Here is a 15,657-nt window from a genome sequence, read left to right as displayed (position 1 = left end):
GTCACTTCAGTAAATTGATTAGTTTTTTCAAGCCAGTTTTTCGCGAATATTTAGTTTTATCAAAAACCACTTGGTTAAAGGGAGTCGACTTTATCTCTGAGAGAATATCTCGAATTGAACCTATATCATTTTTGGCCCAATAAATATTTGGGTAATCTTTAGTTATATCATGCAATGCACCTGTTTTAACTTCACCTTCTGTTAAAATAAGTATAGTTTTATTCAGGGCTATATAGTCAAAAACTTTAGTTGTAGATTCAAAATTATAACCGGAAGTAAATATAACTGTTACCTCAAAATGATTCATTAGCCTCATTGTTTCTGAGTAACTCTTTAGTCCATGAGAAATAACATTTTCTAGAGAGGCAAGCTCTGCATTTATATTTCCTATATGATGAAATATATAATTTTCATCATTAGATATTGCTCTAATTAAAGATGAGGCTGATCTGTCTGCATATAGTGAGCCGGCATAAACTAAATTTAAGGCTTCATTATTGCTTTCAGCTTTTGGCATAGCAACAAAGTCACTTTCATCAAACCCATTGTCAATAATGTGTATTTTTTCTTTATGAGTTTCATATCCTGATAGTAATTCAGCACAATATTTATTAACAGTAACAGCTAAATGTGATTTTTTTATAAAATACTCTTCAACGAAATTGAGTAAAAGGGACTTTATTTTTCGCTTTAATGAATCTGCTTTAACAGCTCTAGGGTTGTTTGCCAATGGATCTCTAAAATCAACAATTGATTTTACCCCCATTTTATTCAACTTCCTTAATATAAAGAAATGAAAAAAGGGATTACCAGTTAAAACCACATAATCATATTCATGTTTGATAGCTTTTTCTTTGAAAAAAAGCTCCAAATTCTTCAGCCAAGCAGCACCTAGATCAAACTTGAAAGCCCTTCCTAAAAAAGAATTGGGTGAAGTTGGAACAACAAATAAGTCATCTATCCCTTCGATTGATTCATTAATTTGTTCAGTCGTTGTAACTACATGACACTTATTAACTCTAGAGTCTAATTTTTTGATATTTTTAGCCCAGTAAGACACTCTTTTGGCTCCTACACCAGGAAATGGCTCAAAATAATAGGCTATAAATAATATATTCATCTGTATCTACGCTCTCTGGCAGCAACACCTGTCACTATAGCGTTCTCACCAACCTCCTTGGTTACTATTGAGCCAGCTCCAATTACTGCACCACTTCTTATGCTTGCCATAATTATAGAAGATGTACCAATCCAAATATCATTACCGATACTAACTCTTTCATTTACGCCTGCTTGTTCTCGGATAAGTTGACCAAGCTCAATTCCGTGCTGTTTCATACCACTTAAGAAATGGACTCCCTGTCCAATTAAAATATCATCTCCAAAATCGACCAAACCAATCGTATTCATAGGTCCAAACCTTACATTATTTCCGATGGATATTTGCCTGTTTGTAAACACAACCCCCCATGGAAATATCACATTTTCCCCAACGTTATTTAACATAGAGCGATAATAATAGTATCGAACTTTGTTCCCATAACTGAATGAAAGCTTAGAGAGAAAAACACTTATATTATAAAAACTAGAAGTATAAGTTAATGCGACAAACACTTTAGCCACTAAAAAGCATACTAAATTATATATAGCTCTCATTTTTTTAAAAAGCCCTTTAGTAGCAACGCAACTTTTTTGTAATATTTAAACCAAGTCAAATCAAAATCTGACTTGTAAAAATTATGCTGCTTTGTTGGTAAAGCCATAATCTGTTCCCATTCTTCTCTACTAATATCAAGTTTGGAGATAATATAGTCTAAGTCCTCTTCAAGTTCTCGGTTATTATATTGCGGTTTGCACAGTTCATTAAGTGCAGACTCTCTAGTTATTTGATCCGACATAATCAAATTTGATAGATGCGCTTTCCTTTTATCAAAACCAAATTTTGTGGGTAAGAAATAAGCTTGGAAAAATTTAGTAAATCTGGACTCAAAGTGCTTACCTCCATAATCTTTCCATCCTAAGTTTTCGATTATAAATCTTTTTATTTCATCCTTATTATATGGAATATAATAGAGGAGGCGATGTGATTTAACAGGTTTTATAAATTTATAATAGATCGTTCTTTTAAATAGACTTAATGTTGGATACTTTACTAATTTTCCTGTCCCAAATTGCTTATGTATATCTTTAATGTGTTCAAGATCATTACTATCATAAGACCAGTTTCTAGGTAATACATATTCGGTGACTACATTATGACCACTAATACTATGCTTTATTCCATGTTCAGCAGCTATTTTATTTAGTACTGCTGGAAATACATGATCTTGGGGAATATCGCAGTCAGGTACTGAAGCCTTAAAAAAAGCAAGTTGTAAATCCTTCATTTCCTCCCAATCTATTACAACAGTGTATAGATCAAGTTTTAAAATCTTAACTACTTTCTCAATATTTTGTACTGCAATATCAGAGTTCCAACCTGTATCAACATGAACAGCTAACGGTCTCAACCCTAATGAAACAACAAGATGCGCGAGATAAGTACTATCAACTCCTCCACTGAGACCGATAATACAATCATATTCATGACCTATGCCATCTTTTTTGATACTAGAAACAATCTCCTCTAATTTCTTAGCCGCCATCTCTCCATTCGGAATCGTCTTGCAAACTTTGTCATATGCATGACAGTAATTACAAACACCCAGAGAGTCGAATTTAATATCACTAACAGTCGTATCTAAAACACACTTACTACATATTTTTTGTGATTTCATTTTAAACCTTTAAAAAGTACATCTAATTTATCGCGTTCTGGATAGGTTATCAAAACAGCTTTATGCTTCCCCTGAAAGACGAACATACTCCCAGCAGAAACAGCTGAAACATTCGTACTTTTAAGAACATTTAGGCAATGCTCCAAGCTTCCAGCCCCGCCGCAACAAATTGATGGTATAGGTAGATCTTTCGTAAATTCCTTAATAAGATCAATGTTGAAGCCTTTCATCATCCCATCATTGTCAACATCATTAATAAAAATTTCCCCCACACCTTTATCCACTAACTCAGCTAAATGTTCTTTAATTGGCTTACCTAATACTCTTTTCGAAACATGATCATACAACTTAAAACTACCAAATAAGTTTTTCTTTATATTTACTGCTCCGACAATACTTTGGCTACCATAAATCTCTACAGCTTCTTCAATTAGGTTACTATTAGAAGACAACGCACTGTGATTAATAGATATTTTTTCAACGCCAAGAGAAAATATTTTTTTTATTTGCTTTAAATTATTGATCCCCCCTCCATAACACAAAGGCATAAAGCATTCACTCGCTATCTTTTCTATCATTCTATAATTGGGCTCACGAGCTTCTTTGGTAGCGTCAATATCAAGCAAAATAAGTTCATCTACCTCTTTTTCATTGAAGATTTTAATGGCATTAATTGGGTCTCCAACATATTTAGGTGATTTAAACTTAATAGTTTTGTACAACCCTTTCTTATGAAGTAGGAGTACTGGTATAACTCTTGTTTGCAGCATGCTTATTTACTTATTTTCATAAAGTTTTCTAAAAAGCCCATACCAAACTTATGACTTTTCTCAGGATGAAATTGGGCACCAATTATATTGCCTTTTTCAAAAGCGGACACAAAACGGCCACCATGATTTGTTGTTGTAAGAATATCTTCTTCATTTTCACATTGAACAGCATATGAATGAACAAAGTAAAACCTATTTTCTTGTTCATTCATAGAGTCAAACAACAAACTTTTCTTATTTATCTTAGCAAGATTCCAGCCCATATGAGGTGATTTAAGCCCAGACGATGGAGAGAAGGTAAACTTATGCGCATATGCATCAATTAAACCAAAACCAGGCTCTTTTCCTTCTTCACTCCCTTTCGTAAGAAGCTGCATCCCTAAACAAACTCCCAGTATAGGGATTTCATCCATAAGAACCCTGCTTTTAATTAAATCAAAATATTCCAATTTTTTAAGATTGTTAATAGCTCGGTCAAAACTACCAACACCTGGTAAAATCAATTTATCTGCTTGAATAATATCGTCTTTTGTCATAGATATGACACATGGGTAGCCAATTTTTTTTAACATATTCTTTACAGAGCCTAAATTCCCCATCCCATAATCAACTATAGTTACCATACTTAATTAATACCTATATATTCAAATAACGTTTTCTATATGCATCAAAATCACAACTTTTTATGTAACCATTATATTCATAGCTACATTTATGGTGAGTAAATTTTTCTTTATCTAATTTTTTCACTATTTTCGCTGGGTTACCGGCAATAATGCAATTACCATCCTCAAAAGATTTAGTTACAACACTCCCCGCACCTACAATTGTATTATCTCCAAGGGTAACTCCCGGTAATATCATAACATTCATACCTATCCAGCAGTATTTACCAATATGTACACTTTTAATATCATGTTTCCTTGAATCATATATATTGTGATTTGCTGTAATAATACCGACATTAGCCGAAATCTGAGTGTAATCTCCTATATATATTTCACCTATACCTTGAATGTAGCAGCCAGGCATATATCCTGGACAAGTATCAATTCCTGCATATATATTTTTATGACCCGTAACTATAGAAGTAAAATGGGTAGGCCAATAAACTTGCTTATTGAATCCAAAAACTTTTTGATAAAGCCAGTATTTGAATGTAATAGGCGTTTGTGTATTCCGAGTTTCTTTAATTTTTATATATAATTTTGGAAAAAATATTCTCATTAAGAACAATTTAAGTTTGTGCAGCATTTTCTACTAAACCTTTAGAATAGCGATAGGAAAAACCCAAATAAATCAAGTATATAATTGAACTCGCCGCAGAAAAGGCGGCTAAGGTTAGATCTACACTATCAAACAACACTCCTATCGATAGCGAGAAAAATGTCAAAATAAATAGCAAAATTTGAAATATGAGATCTACATTTTGTTTTTGTGCTATATAAAATGTATAAGAAAGAGGGTTGACAATAAACTTAAGAAATAACATTGGAGACATAATCTGAGCATATTCTCCAGCAGTTTTCCATTCATCACCAAAAATAAAACTGAAAAGTTCAGGAGCAAACATTCCTAGAATTGAAAATGGTATAACACCTAACAAGGTAAGTTTGTAAAACGTTTCTGTGTAGATCCCTTTACATTCTCGATTGTTATTAAAGTCTTCAGTTGCTTTTTGTTTAAATACATCTAATATGCTATTAGAAAGTAAATTTATTGGCATCATCAAAATTTTATACATAAAAGAATACAGCCCCAAAACACTTAAGCTAAAAAACTTCCCTAAAACTAACAAGGGCATCTGATTGGCAAGTGTGTTCATTAAAACTGAAGGTACGTCATATTGAGGAAATTTTTTATATTTGTATGCAACTTTTTTTAGCGGATATTTAGTCGCCTTAAAATACTCAGAAACATTCGTTGTCCTGATGATTATAAAAATAGAAATTAATTGACCTAATACATTTCCTAAAAGCAAACCAAAATGGCTTTTAAAAAAGTATCCAACCCCTAGCTGAGTACTAGCGTTTGTTGTTGAGACTATAACTTTATTTTTGGCTAAAACTCCGAACTGTTTTTCTCTTATCATAGTATAGTTTACCAATTGATAAAAACTGGTTAAAAGTACTGAACCAGGTATAAAATACAGCCATACTGATATATCTTCATTACCTAATAACTTACTAATCTCAGTGTTAAAAATCACAACAATCAAGAAAGTTATTAAACTAACAATAAGAGCTAGGAAACAACTTAACCTTATTATAGCTCTTACTTCAGAATTAAGTTTTGGTAACATAACAGCAAATTCATATCTACCTGTAGCGAATATACTAATGATAGAGACAATACTGAGGTACAAGGCAATGAGACCAAAATCCTCAGGTGAGTATAATCTAGTTAAAATAGGAGATATAATAATAGGGATAAGCTGAGCAGAGCCTGTCCCCGTAACTAAAGTCAAAATATTTTTTGTATACTCTGACTTCCCCTTAAATAAATTAAAGATCATGCCTTTGATAATTTCTTTTCTATCAAATAGCCAGAGTCTAAGTAGCCACTCATAGGTAAACTAAATACACTTGCCGCTAATCTCTCTGCGACCGGGTAATTATCTTTTTTTGAATTCAAATATGAGAATGCAGTTTGTTGGTGCATACAGGTGCCATAATAAACCATAGTTGGTATGCCCAGCTCTTTGTACTTAGCCATTTCAGCATCTCTAGAATCAGAAACTAATGTATATTGTGCCCAAGAGCTCATATAGCCCTCGGGGACTTGAGGCGTTTTATATTCCCCTGACAACATATCATCATATTCTTTTGCCACTTTATTTCTGCTAATAAGTTCATTAGGGAACTCTGCTAGTTTTTCCAGAAGTATCGCAGCTTGAATTGTATCTAGGCGCGAGTTCATACCAATGCGAATATTATCGTATTTGTCGCTGCCCTTACCATGTACACGGTACGACTTTACTAACTCAGCATACTCATCATTGTTAGTAAATATTGCTCCCCCATCACCGTAACATCCTAAGGGTTTAGCTGGAAAAAAGCTTGTTGTAGCGATATCACCAAAGCTACCAGCTCGCTTACCATTTATGCTTCCGCCAAAACCTTGTGCAGCGTCTTCAACTAGCTTTAATCCATATTTATCAGCTATTTTTTGAATTTCTGGGTAGTTGGCAGGTAGGCCGAATAAATCCACTGCAATAATAGCTTTGGGAGTCAACTGACCCTCAGCGATGGTAGCTTGAATTCGTTTTTCGAGATCAACAGGACAAATATTAAATGTCGCTTCATCCGAATCTACAAAAACAGGAGTGGCACCTTCATAAGCAATAACTTCTGCAGTCGCAAAAAAGGTAAATGTCGGACAAAATACGGCGTCATTTTTACCAATATTCAAAACCATCATAGCAAGCGTTAAGGCATCTGTACCATTGGCACATGTTATTGCATGCTTAACACCAACGTATTCAGCTAGCTTTTCTTCAAGCTCTTGTACTTCAGGACCCATAATATATTTGCCATGATCCAATACATTTTGAATTCGTTTATCAATTTTTGCTTTTAGATGTTTATATTGTGCGGCTAAATCTATAAATTGCATTTAATTATTACTCATGAATTAAAGTCAAGGTAGAACCTGAAAGCTGATATTTGTCACCAGTATGCGCACATTGTGCAGTAGCAACACCCTCTATAGGCAGCTCTAATTGTTCACCGTACTTGCTAATCCAACCAATTTGCTTTGCTGGTACACCAACCATTAGAGCAAATGCTGGTACATCTTTATTTATAACAGCACCAGCTCCTACTAATGAATACTCACCAATAGTGACTCCGCATACAATGGTACAGTTAGCACCAAGCGTAGCTCCCTTCTTCACCAAGGTATCACGATATTCCGTTTTTCTTTCAATAAATGAGCGTGGATTGTATACGTTTGTAAAAACCATACTTGGGCCACAAAAAACGTCATCTTCTAAGTGCACATTATCGTAAACAGATACATTATTTTGTATTTTTACATTATTACCAATAGAAACTTTATTGCCTATGAATACATTTTGCCCTAAAGAGCAGCTATTTCCTATTTGTGCTCCACTGCATATGTGCACAAAATGCCAAACACGTGTATGTTCACCAATTTGAGCGCCTTCATCTACAATTGCACTTTCATGTACATGATAGTTCATAGTTATAGCACCTTGGAAAGTAAAGGATGGGCTTTTTCTCCAGCCTGAACAATGGGCATTTCTCTAATTTTCTCGACTGTTTCTATTGCAACCCTGTTTTCATCAATACCAAACCCTTTACCAGCTAAGATATTCTGATAACTTTGAGTATGTAAATCAGTAAAACCACCTGAAAATTCAAGCTCATCTTCACCAATCGTTATACTTCTGTATGTAAGCTTCTCACCCGCCACAGCATTTTCTGGTAAGTTACTTGCGTCAATTGATAAAAACCATTTAACCCGAGCACGTTCATATTCTAAATAACCGCTCGCTGTTTTTTCATCTCGATAATGGACTTCATTTGACTTTAAGGCTCCGAAAACAAAATGCAACATATCGTAAAAATGGACACCTATATTAGTTGCTACACCTCCTGACTTATGGTCAAACCCTTTCCAAGACTTCATATACCACTTACCACGCGATGTCATATAAGTTAAATCTACATCAAATACTTTATCAGCAGGAGCTGCTGCTACTTTTTCTTTTAATTCGATAATTGATGGATGTAATCTTAATTGAAGTATAGAGTTAACACTTGCACCATATTTGTTTTCATAGTCTTTCAGGGTATCCATATCTTCTGAATGAAGCACCAATGGCTTTTCACAAATCACGTCAATACCATTTTTAAGAGCATATTTCATGTGTGGGGCATGTAAATAATTAGGACTACAAATTGAAATATAATCAAGCTTGCACCCTTTCATGGCTAGATCTTCAACGTAAGCTGTAAAGTCTTCAAATTCCGTAAAAAACTCAGCCTCAGGAAAATGGCTATCCATGATACCTACAGAATCGTTAATATCCATTGCAACAACAAGGTTATGCCCTGTTTCTTTTATTGCTTTCAAGTGGCGAGGTGCTATGTAACCAGAAGCACCAATTAATGCAAAATTTTTCATTTTAAAATCCTTGCTTATAATCGAATATCTGAATCTTCAACGCTAAAGACATGCTTAACATCATACAGTACGTGAGTCTCTTTACCGTATTTACGGATCTCCTGTACTCCCATCTCTTTAAACTCGCTGTGATCTACAGCTAGAATAATTCCATCATAGTGATTTTCAGCCAGTTCACTCGTTAATGATAAGCCATATTCACACTCGACTTCTTTAGGATCAGCCCAACCATCGTGAACATCGACAGTCATGTTAAAATCTTTTAACTCATTGACAATATCGATAATCTTTGTATTTCGAACATCAGGACAATCGCCTTTGAACGTAAAACCTAATACAAGAACTTTAGCTTCATCAATATGGATCTTTTTGCTAGATAGCTTTTTGACTAGTTGCGTCGCTACATACTCGCCCATGCCATCATTTATCCTACGTCCTGCTAAAATAACTTCTGGACGATAGCCAACTTCTTGAGCTTTATGAGTTAGATAGTAGGGGTCAACACTAATACAGTGCCCGCCTACTAATCCTGGTTTAAACTTTAAGAAGTTCCACTTTGTACCTGCTGCATTCAATACTTCTTCCGTATCAATACCTAAACGGTTAAAGATTTTTGCAAATTCATTAACAATGGCAATATTTAAGTCTCGCTGAGTATTTTCAATGACTTTAGCTGCTTCTGCCACCTTTATAGAACCAGCTAAATGTGTGCCAGCAGTGATAATTGAACTATATAACTCATTGACGAAGTTACCTATCTCTGGTGTAGAGCCAGAGGTGATTTTCATGATCTTAGTTAACGTATTTACTTTGTCACCAGGGTTAATTCGTTCTGGCGAATAGCCAGCGAAGAAGTCTTTATTAAATACTAGTCCTGATTTTTTCTCAATTATAGGCAAACATATTTCTTCAGTAGCTCCTGGATATACTGTTGATTCATAAATGACAACATCACCTTTTTGAATAAACTCACCTAATAATTCTGATGCTTTTCGCAGCGGTGTCAGATCAGGTGCATTACTTTCGTCTATTGGAGTAGGAACTGTCACTATATATATATTACAGTCTTTAAGTTCCTGCTTATCTGATGAGAATTTTAAGTTACTTACTTGTCGTAATTCAGAATCACTCACCTCAAGTGTAGAATCATGACCATTATTTAACTCTTCTACTCGATTCTTATTTATATCGAAGCCTAAAGAAGAATACTTCTTCCCAAATTCCACGGCTAATGGTAAACCAACGTAACCCAGACCGATTACACCTATTTTAATTTTCTCAAATGGAATGTACATTTTATTTCTCTTAATCTTTAGGGTTTATTCATGGCAATTAAAGCTCAGCAAAAATACCATTAACTTCTTCTGATAAAATAATGCGTTAAAACAAAGAACACGCTAACCATGCCGCCTAAAATCACACCCAAAACGCAAATTAATGCTCGTTTGGGCTTAAATTTAAGCTCAGGAACAACGGCAGGATCAATCGTTTTAAAAACATATTCGTCACGAACATTTGCAAACATAATTGTTTTTGCTTGTTCTTCCACTAATTTATAAAGCACCGAGCGAATGTCAGCTACTTTAGTTTGCTCTAGTTGAGCCGTTAAAAATTGGGTACTTTCGTTTGCTTCTATAACATCTCGTTCTTTCATTGCTTCATTTATATCAGCAACTAACCAGTTAACCCATTGTTGAGCAATATACGGAGACACATGCTCTACAGATAAAATAACCATACCAGTGTCTGAGCTCACCTCAGTGTTAAAAATATTGGTAAACACTTTATAAGCCTTTTGTTTGGATGGCTTTAAAGCATCAGGTGAGGCAGGATCATTTAACCACTCGTTAGTCGCTGGGTTGAATAAATCTTCATTATAAATCAGACTATTAGTGTTTTTATCCCATGATTTAACAGCCATAAGCTCAGGTAAGATACCGTGCTTTTCGATGAAATTACCGACAAACTGACGCGATTTCAATACTGCTAGCGCCATTTTTGTTTTGTCTACACGGCTATTAATGCCTAAATTAACTCCAGCAAGACTTGCCAAGCCTCCGAATTGCCCTGCCAAAGCCCCTAGACCACTTTTCGAGTCTTGTTCAACAGGTGCCAGAAGGGCTTCAGACTTATAAATATTAGGCTGATTCACTGCATAAAAAACTGACGCTATAGCGAAACAAGCTGTTATCAGTATTATTAACCACTTGCCTTGCCTAATTGCAATAAATATTTCACGTATGTCTAATTCATCAGCATTATTGCTAAATGTTTGTGGGCATTCATTAGCCTTTTCTAAGTTACTTTCCATTTACATCTCGGTAATTATTAAATTTAACACTTAGTTTTAATTCATTCTTACAATGAAGTATATATAGCTATCAAATACTACTAATAGCTGCTACAGCGACACCCAGTTGATAAATTATTTGTGTAGCCGTGCTCCAAAGCGTTAATTGATCCATATGACCAGCGTCAAGTGGTACAACAATAGTATCCCCTGGCTCTAGTTGATCAGATGTATTAACAGTAAACCAACTGCCCATATTAGGTATTTCCACTGAGCCGTTAGCTTTAATGATATAAATGCGCTCATCATCTGCCCGCTCTTTCAAACCGCCACTTAAATCAATATAGTCATGTACGCTCGTACCTTTTTTATACAAATGTGACGTAGAGTAATTTACTTCACCAATCACGCTTATAGAATCACGCTTACTGGGCACATAAAGAACATCACCGTCTTGTAATATTAGGTTTTGCTGATTTTTAACAACGAGGGGTAAGTCAATAACTAAACGCCCTACAGCTTTAACATCTGCCAAATCTTCTAGTAGCTTATTCATATCACTATAAGAAAGACTACTACTACTTACTGAGTTCTGAAAACCTTTAGAAGCTATATCTCGGCGTAATTCATTTGCTAATCGAGCCAACTGCTGCTGCTCTTGATGTTTAATTGAGTTGCGGGTGAATATTGCAGCTTTTTGCTCTGCAAAATCAGAGAACCCACCGGCACGTTCTAGTAAACTGTTTAAGCTTTCACCACGGCGAATAGTATAAACACCAGGAAACTTGAGTTCGCCTTTTAGTTCTACTTTCAAATTTTCTTGCCAATTAGGGATAGTAAAAATATTTAACGTGTCTTTGCTCTTTAATTTAATGTTGCTATTGTCATTATTAGTTATGGCATCTTCTAAATTAAATTTAATATGTTCAACTCCAGATCTTTTAGAAGTACCTACACGGGTAATTTCTGCCTCTTCTATATATGCAGACTCAAGTAACCCGCCAGCAGCTGAGACTAAGTTTTTCACGTTTCCATTGACGCTAAGAGGATAGATGCCTGGATACATAACACTACCACTAATCTCAACTATCTGAATTGCTTTATCAACGCCGGCTTGAACAGACAGTTTAGTTAAAATTGGATCTAATAGGTTATGACGGCTAAATAAAGCAAAATGCTCGGTATCGATTTCATTGTTTTCCGAGGCATTTATACCCATGAAATTTTGCGAGTTAGCTTTTTCTTTATTGTCAGCAGCAGCATTTTTATTTAAACCAATATATTTTTCAAATTGTTGTTGTTGATACTGATGCCACTGTTCTGTCTTCTTTTGCTGCTCTTGCTGCTCTTGGCTTAATGCCATATTCTTAAGAGCAATCTTTTCTAACTGTTTTTCCTCGAAACGACTAAATACAATTATTTTATCATGGGAATTTAATTCTAAGTTATGAACGCTATTTTTTGATATAGCCTGTGCTAAATCGAATTGATGTACTTCTATGTCACCTTTTAGATTAATTTCTCGTACCACTATTGCATAATTTAAATCAGCCTGCGGGAGTAAATCTCCACGAACTGAGGTAATAATATCCGAAACTTTATTACCTTCGTTCCATTGATAATTCCCCGGACGTACTACTGCGCCGACTAAGCTGATAGAATTTTTATACTGAGAGCCAATAGAGTTGAACCGAATTCTGTCTCCATCTTTAGGAACGTAGTTCACTTTCCCTTCTGAGAAATCAACAGAAAGTACTTCTTTTCGGCTTTTATTAAACCGTTCAACGACGGCACTTTTTGCATAAGCATTAGGTTTTAACCCCCCAGCCATTTCAATTAATTGCTGAGCACTTTCCCCTTGTTTTAGCTCAAAAATAGCAGGACGTTTCACTAAACCTTCCACTGCAACCTGATCACCCACGGATGGAATAAAAACAACGTCGCCTGGCTTTAAAATAATATCGTTGCTGCTGTCACCGCGAATAAGAAGATCATATAAATCGAAATCAGTTACAACTTTTCCCGCTCGCTTCACTTGAATGTTTCGTAAGGATGCAATGTCTGACACTCCACCACTCACAAATAGTGCATGAGAAATAGTCGTCAAAGGTGATACAGTATAACTCCCTGGTTTATAAGCTTCACCTAGAACTAAAATTCGGATACTGCGTAGTTTCCCAAGTGAAACAAAAGCCTGTACACCAATAGCTTCTTGCTCAACCTTAACTTTTATGAGCTGCTTCACCTCAGAAAAAGTTAGCCCGGCGACTTGTACTGGAGATAGGTTCGGAATATTAATCCGCCCCTCTCTGTCAACAGTTACCTCGTAACTTTGGTTTTCTTTTCCATAAAAATTAATTAAAAATTGGTCACCACGACCAATTAAATACTCATCAGGTACAGAGGCAGTTTCATTAGGCATGAATGTACTAGGTTCGCCGGCAAAAAGGCTATAACCAAAAGGCTTAACATTAGCTGTTACTGGATTGAATCGTTCTTCATCTGTGAGTTTTTCTGGGATCTTTTCTGGGCGCTCACTAATTGAACTTTTTTCATTACTAGTGTCATTAGTGTTAGGCTGAGCGTTTCTAAAGTCAGATATATCTATCCCATATTGCTTAGCCAAAGCCTCTTGTTGAGATTTCGGAAGCTTTTTGAATTGTTCTAATTGCATTGCAGTTGGGGAAAAAGACAAGGCAGTAAAACTACAAAAAAGTAAAAAAGTACTTAAAAAATGTTTAAATAAGTTCACGAGTAGATATTTCCCTGAGACTACAACACAAAAATTGGTGTGTATCATACATTAATTACATTAAAATAAAAAAGGGGCTAGAGCCCCTTTTATCACCAAATCTAGTAAATTAACCTATTAAAAACGTTAAAAGCTGTAAACTAGTGTTATTGATGTTTCTGTGTCTGTATTTTCTTTGTCATCCGCTACGTCTGAGTTGTGGATGATGTTATACGCCACTTTCATTTGTAGCGAGCCGTTGATTTTCGCCAAAATAGCTGATTCAGAGCGTGTTTTGGTATTTGTATCACCGTATTCCACAGATACAAGCTGAGTAAAACGTGCGCTTTCTGAAATTTGCCAGTTGTAATCAACCTTACCTAACGCAATGACTTCACCTTCACGTTCACCGGCAAGTGAGTTACCGTTGTCATCCATTTCAGTGCTGTCATCAGGGTATTGGAAGTATTTATAACCTGGACCAATTTCAGCGTTCAGCCACATGTCTGAGCGATCAATTAAACGTAAACCGTAACCTGCTGAGATAACTGTTTCGTTACGATATGCACCAAAATAATCAGATACGTGCGAGCCGTAGATGAATAAATGTGAGTGCTTTTCGTTTAATTTATAGTTACCTTGCGCTGAGAATGAGTACTTTTCATTAGTACGCTGCGTTTCTTTTTCGCCCGCATCATTCTCAACTTCATCTTCTTTATAAAGACCGTCAAGTTTGTATTCGTTATTCCAGCTTTCAAGATTGTGTAATACCTTAATACCGCCTTTTAATGTGGTTGTTTCAGTATTACCGCTAGTGATAATTGCACCCAGTTCGCTGGTTACATCCCACGTTTTAGTTTCGTCAGCTGCGAATGCGCTAGTTGCAGCTGATGCTGCAACTAGAATTGATAAAGCTTTTAATTTCATTAAAAAATAACCTTTACTGCTTTTTATTTGACGCTTGCGTCTTCTTTATGCAAATGAACATCCATTTGCGGGAATGGGATAGTGATGTCTGCATCATCTAATGCGATCTTAATGTTTTCTACAAGATCAAAGTAGGTCGGCCAGTAATCAGACGAATTGACCCATGGACGCACCACAAAATTAACACTTGAATCAGCGAGTTCAGACACAGCAACGGTATAAGCAGGGTCTTTAAGTAAACGCTCTTCTTTATCAAGCACTGATTTTAGCACTGCTTTTGCTTCTTTTAGATCTGCATCATAGCCAACACCAATCACTAAATCGATACGACGTGTTGATTCGCGTGAGTAGTTAATAATGGCATCGCCCATGATTTTTGAGTTTGGCATGATAATCACTTTGTTATCAGGCGTGCGTAACTCTGTAGAGAAGATCTCAATCTTTTTAACCGTACCTGCTTTGCCACCAGCTTCAACGTAGTCACCTGATTTGAAAGGACGAAGTAAAATGATCAGTACACCTGATGCAAAGTTAGATAATGAACCTTGCAGTGCTAAACCGACCGCTAAACCAGCCGCACCTAAAATAGCGATGAATGATGTTGTTTCAATACCTAATTGCGAAAGTGCCATTAGGATTGTTGCAGCAAATACGATCGCATACACAATGCTTGCTACAAATGAACCTACCGCTTTATCGACTTTTTTCTTGTCGAAAGCTTTTTCAGTTAACCCTTCACAAAATTTTGCGATACGGCCACCGATAAGGAAAATAATTAGCGCCAACACACCCTGAATGGCGTAATGTATGATTAAACCTGAATTCTCATTGATCCAGTTCATTATAGTATCCATGTTCTCTCCTGAAGTTCATTTTTAGCATAACGCTGCGTAAATTATATATGATCTTTGGTTAAAAAATCATTAAATTACAGACTGATTAAAAATGAGTGATTGCTCTATTGCAGAAGCCGAGAGTCTAATCCGCAAAACTGAACGCCAACTGACTGCA

General features: G+C 35.6%; 15 protein-coding genes. All 15 read right to left on the bottom strand.

Features of this window, described 5'->3' with window-relative positions; translation table 11 throughout:
* Nucleotide 1: 1 nt before the first annotated feature.
* The 15 genes from PAARA_RS01205 to PAARA_RS01135 all read right to left on the bottom strand — a co-directional run bounded on the left by PAARA_RS01205 (nt 2) and on the right by PAARA_RS01135 (nt 15,500).
* Entirely contained in the window at nt 2-1,120 is a 1,119-nt protein-coding gene (locus PAARA_RS01205; RefSeq protein ID WP_062567260.1) for a glycosyltransferase, read from the bottom strand.
* Nucleotides 1,117-1,656, bottom strand: a complete 540-nt coding sequence (locus PAARA_RS01200) for an acyltransferase (protein ID WP_062567259.1) — start codon at nt 1,654-1,656, stop codon at nt 1,117-1,119. The genes PAARA_RS01205 and PAARA_RS01200 overlap by 4 nt, the downstream gene beginning before the upstream one ends.
* Complete coding sequence (locus PAARA_RS01195; RefSeq protein ID WP_062567258.1) at nt 1,653-2,777, bottom strand: N-acetyl sugar amidotransferase; 1,125 nt, start codon at nt 2,775-2,777, stop codon at nt 1,653-1,655. Before PAARA_RS01195 ends, PAARA_RS01200 begins: the two co-directional genes overlap by 4 nt.
* Nucleotides 2,774-3,547 (bottom strand): AglZ/HisF2 family acetamidino modification protein, encoded by a 774-nt coding sequence (locus PAARA_RS01190; protein ID WP_062567257.1) that lies wholly within the window; start codon nt 3,545-3,547, stop codon nt 2,774-2,776. Before PAARA_RS01190 ends, PAARA_RS01195 begins: the two co-directional genes overlap by 4 nt.
* A 2-nt stretch (nt 3,548-3,549) precedes the next feature.
* Nucleotides 3,550-4,170 carry an imidazole glycerol phosphate synthase subunit HisH gene (gene hisH / locus PAARA_RS01185; protein WP_062567256.1) on the bottom strand — a complete coding sequence of 207 codons (621 nt, stop codon included), beginning with the start codon at nt 4,168-4,170 and terminating at the stop codon, nt 3,550-3,552.
* A 13-nt stretch (nt 4,171-4,183) separates the two neighbouring features.
* Nucleotides 4,184-4,801, bottom strand: a complete 618-nt coding sequence (locus PAARA_RS20860) for an acyltransferase (RefSeq protein WP_062567255.1) — start codon at nt 4,799-4,801, stop codon at nt 4,184-4,186.
* Entirely contained in the window at nt 4,785-6,062 is a 1,278-nt protein-coding gene (locus PAARA_RS01175) for a lipopolysaccharide biosynthesis protein (RefSeq protein WP_062567254.1), read from the bottom strand. Before PAARA_RS01175 ends, PAARA_RS20860 begins: the two co-directional genes overlap by 17 nt.
* The gene (locus tag PAARA_RS01170; RefSeq protein WP_062567253.1) at nt 6,059-7,162 is read right to left on the bottom strand and encodes a DegT/DnrJ/EryC1/StrS family aminotransferase; all 1,104 of its coding nucleotides are present in this window, start codon (nt 7,160-7,162) and stop codon (nt 6,059-6,061) included. The genes PAARA_RS01175 and PAARA_RS01170 overlap by 4 nt, the downstream gene beginning before the upstream one ends.
* Before the next feature lie 7 nt (nt 7,163-7,169).
* Entirely contained in the window at nt 7,170-7,751 is a 582-nt protein-coding gene (locus PAARA_RS01165; protein WP_062567252.1) for an acyltransferase, read from the bottom strand.
* 2 nt (nt 7,752-7,753) lie between these two features.
* Entirely contained in the window at nt 7,754-8,698 is a 945-nt protein-coding gene (locus PAARA_RS01160; RefSeq protein WP_062567251.1) for a Gfo/Idh/MocA family oxidoreductase, read from the bottom strand.
* A gap of 14 nt (nt 8,699-8,712) precedes the next feature.
* The gene (gene tviB / locus PAARA_RS01155; RefSeq protein ID WP_209438160.1) at nt 8,713-9,993 is read right to left on the bottom strand and encodes a Vi polysaccharide biosynthesis UDP-N-acetylglucosamine C-6 dehydrogenase TviB; all 1,281 of its coding nucleotides are present in this window, start codon (nt 9,991-9,993) and stop codon (nt 8,713-8,715) included.
* Nucleotides 9,994-10,052: 59 nt separating this feature from the next.
* Nucleotides 10,053-11,009 (bottom strand): Wzz/FepE/Etk N-terminal domain-containing protein, encoded by a 957-nt coding sequence (locus tag PAARA_RS01150; protein ID WP_062567250.1) that lies wholly within the window; start codon nt 11,007-11,009, stop codon nt 10,053-10,055.
* A gap of 70 nt (nt 11,010-11,079) precedes the next feature.
* Nucleotides 11,080-13,740: an SLBB domain-containing protein gene (locus PAARA_RS01145; RefSeq protein WP_062567249.1), complete on the bottom strand. Its 2,661-nt coding sequence runs from the start codon at nt 13,738-13,740 to the stop codon at nt 11,080-11,082.
* Between the two features lie 126 nt (nt 13,741-13,866).
* Entirely contained in the window at nt 13,867-14,646 is a 780-nt protein-coding gene (locus PAARA_RS01140) for a DUF481 domain-containing protein (RefSeq protein ID WP_062567248.1), read from the bottom strand.
* 23 nt (nt 14,647-14,669) lie between these two features.
* On the bottom strand, nt 14,670-15,500 hold the full coding sequence (locus PAARA_RS01135; protein ID WP_062567247.1) for a mechanosensitive ion channel family protein: 831 nt from the start codon (nt 15,498-15,500) through the stop codon (nt 14,670-14,672).
* Between the last annotated feature and the right edge of the window lie 157 nt (nt 15,501-15,657).

This window comes from Pseudoalteromonas arabiensis (genome assembly GCF_001550155.1).
Lineage (GTDB): Bacteria > Pseudomonadota > Gammaproteobacteria > Enterobacterales > Alteromonadaceae > Pseudoalteromonas > Pseudoalteromonas arabiensis.
The sequence above is the reverse complement of the archived record's forward strand: the minus strand, read 5'-3'. Positions and strand labels throughout refer to the sequence as shown.

What these genes read in the sequence shown, in the direction of transcription:
- PAARA_RS01170 (WP_062567253.1), bottom strand. Translation starts at nt 7,162, where the DNA reads ATGCAATTTATAGATTTAGCCGCACAATATAAACATCTAAAAGCAAAA.
- PAARA_RS01165 (WP_062567252.1), bottom strand. Translation starts at nt 7,751, where the DNA reads ATGAACTATCATGTACATGAAAGTGCAATTGTAGATGAAGGCGCTCAA.
- PAARA_RS20860 (WP_062567255.1), bottom strand. Translation starts at nt 4,801, where the DNA reads ATGCTGCACAAACTTAAATTGTTCTTAATGAGAATATTTTTTCCAAAA.
- tviB (WP_209438160.1), bottom strand. Translation starts at nt 9,993, where the DNA reads ATGTACATTCCATTTGAGAAAATTAAAATAGGTGTAATCGGTCTGGGT.
- PAARA_RS01195 (WP_062567258.1), bottom strand. Translation starts at nt 2,777, where the DNA reads ATGAAATCACAAAAAATATGTAGTAAGTGTGTTTTAGATACGACTGTT.
- PAARA_RS01135 (WP_062567247.1), bottom strand. Translation starts at nt 15,500, where the DNA reads ATGGATACTATAATGAACTGGATCAATGAGAATTCAGGTTTAATCATA.
- PAARA_RS01175 (WP_062567254.1), bottom strand. Translation starts at nt 6,062, where the DNA reads ATGATCTTTAATTTATTTAAGGGGAAGTCAGAGTATACAAAAAATATT.
- PAARA_RS01140 (WP_062567248.1), bottom strand. Translation starts at nt 14,646, where the DNA reads ATGAAATTAAAAGCTTTATCAATTCTAGTTGCAGCATCAGCTGCAACT.
- PAARA_RS01190 (WP_062567257.1), bottom strand. Translation starts at nt 3,547, where the DNA reads ATGCTGCAAACAAGAGTTATACCAGTACTCCTACTTCATAAGAAAGGG.
- PAARA_RS01200 (WP_062567259.1), bottom strand. Translation starts at nt 1,656, where the DNA reads ATGAGAGCTATATATAATTTAGTATGCTTTTTAGTGGCTAAAGTGTTT.
- hisH (WP_062567256.1), bottom strand. Translation starts at nt 4,170, where the DNA reads ATGGTAACTATAGTTGATTATGGGATGGGGAATTTAGGCTCTGTAAAG.
- PAARA_RS01205 (WP_062567260.1), bottom strand. Translation starts at nt 1,120, where the DNA reads ATGAATATATTATTTATAGCCTATTATTTTGAGCCATTTCCTGGTGTA.
- PAARA_RS01160 (WP_062567251.1), bottom strand. Translation starts at nt 8,698, where the DNA reads ATGAAAAATTTTGCATTAATTGGTGCTTCTGGTTACATAGCACCTCGC.
- PAARA_RS01150 (WP_062567250.1), bottom strand. Translation starts at nt 11,009, where the DNA reads ATGGAAAGTAACTTAGAAAAGGCTAATGAATGCCCACAAACATTTAGC.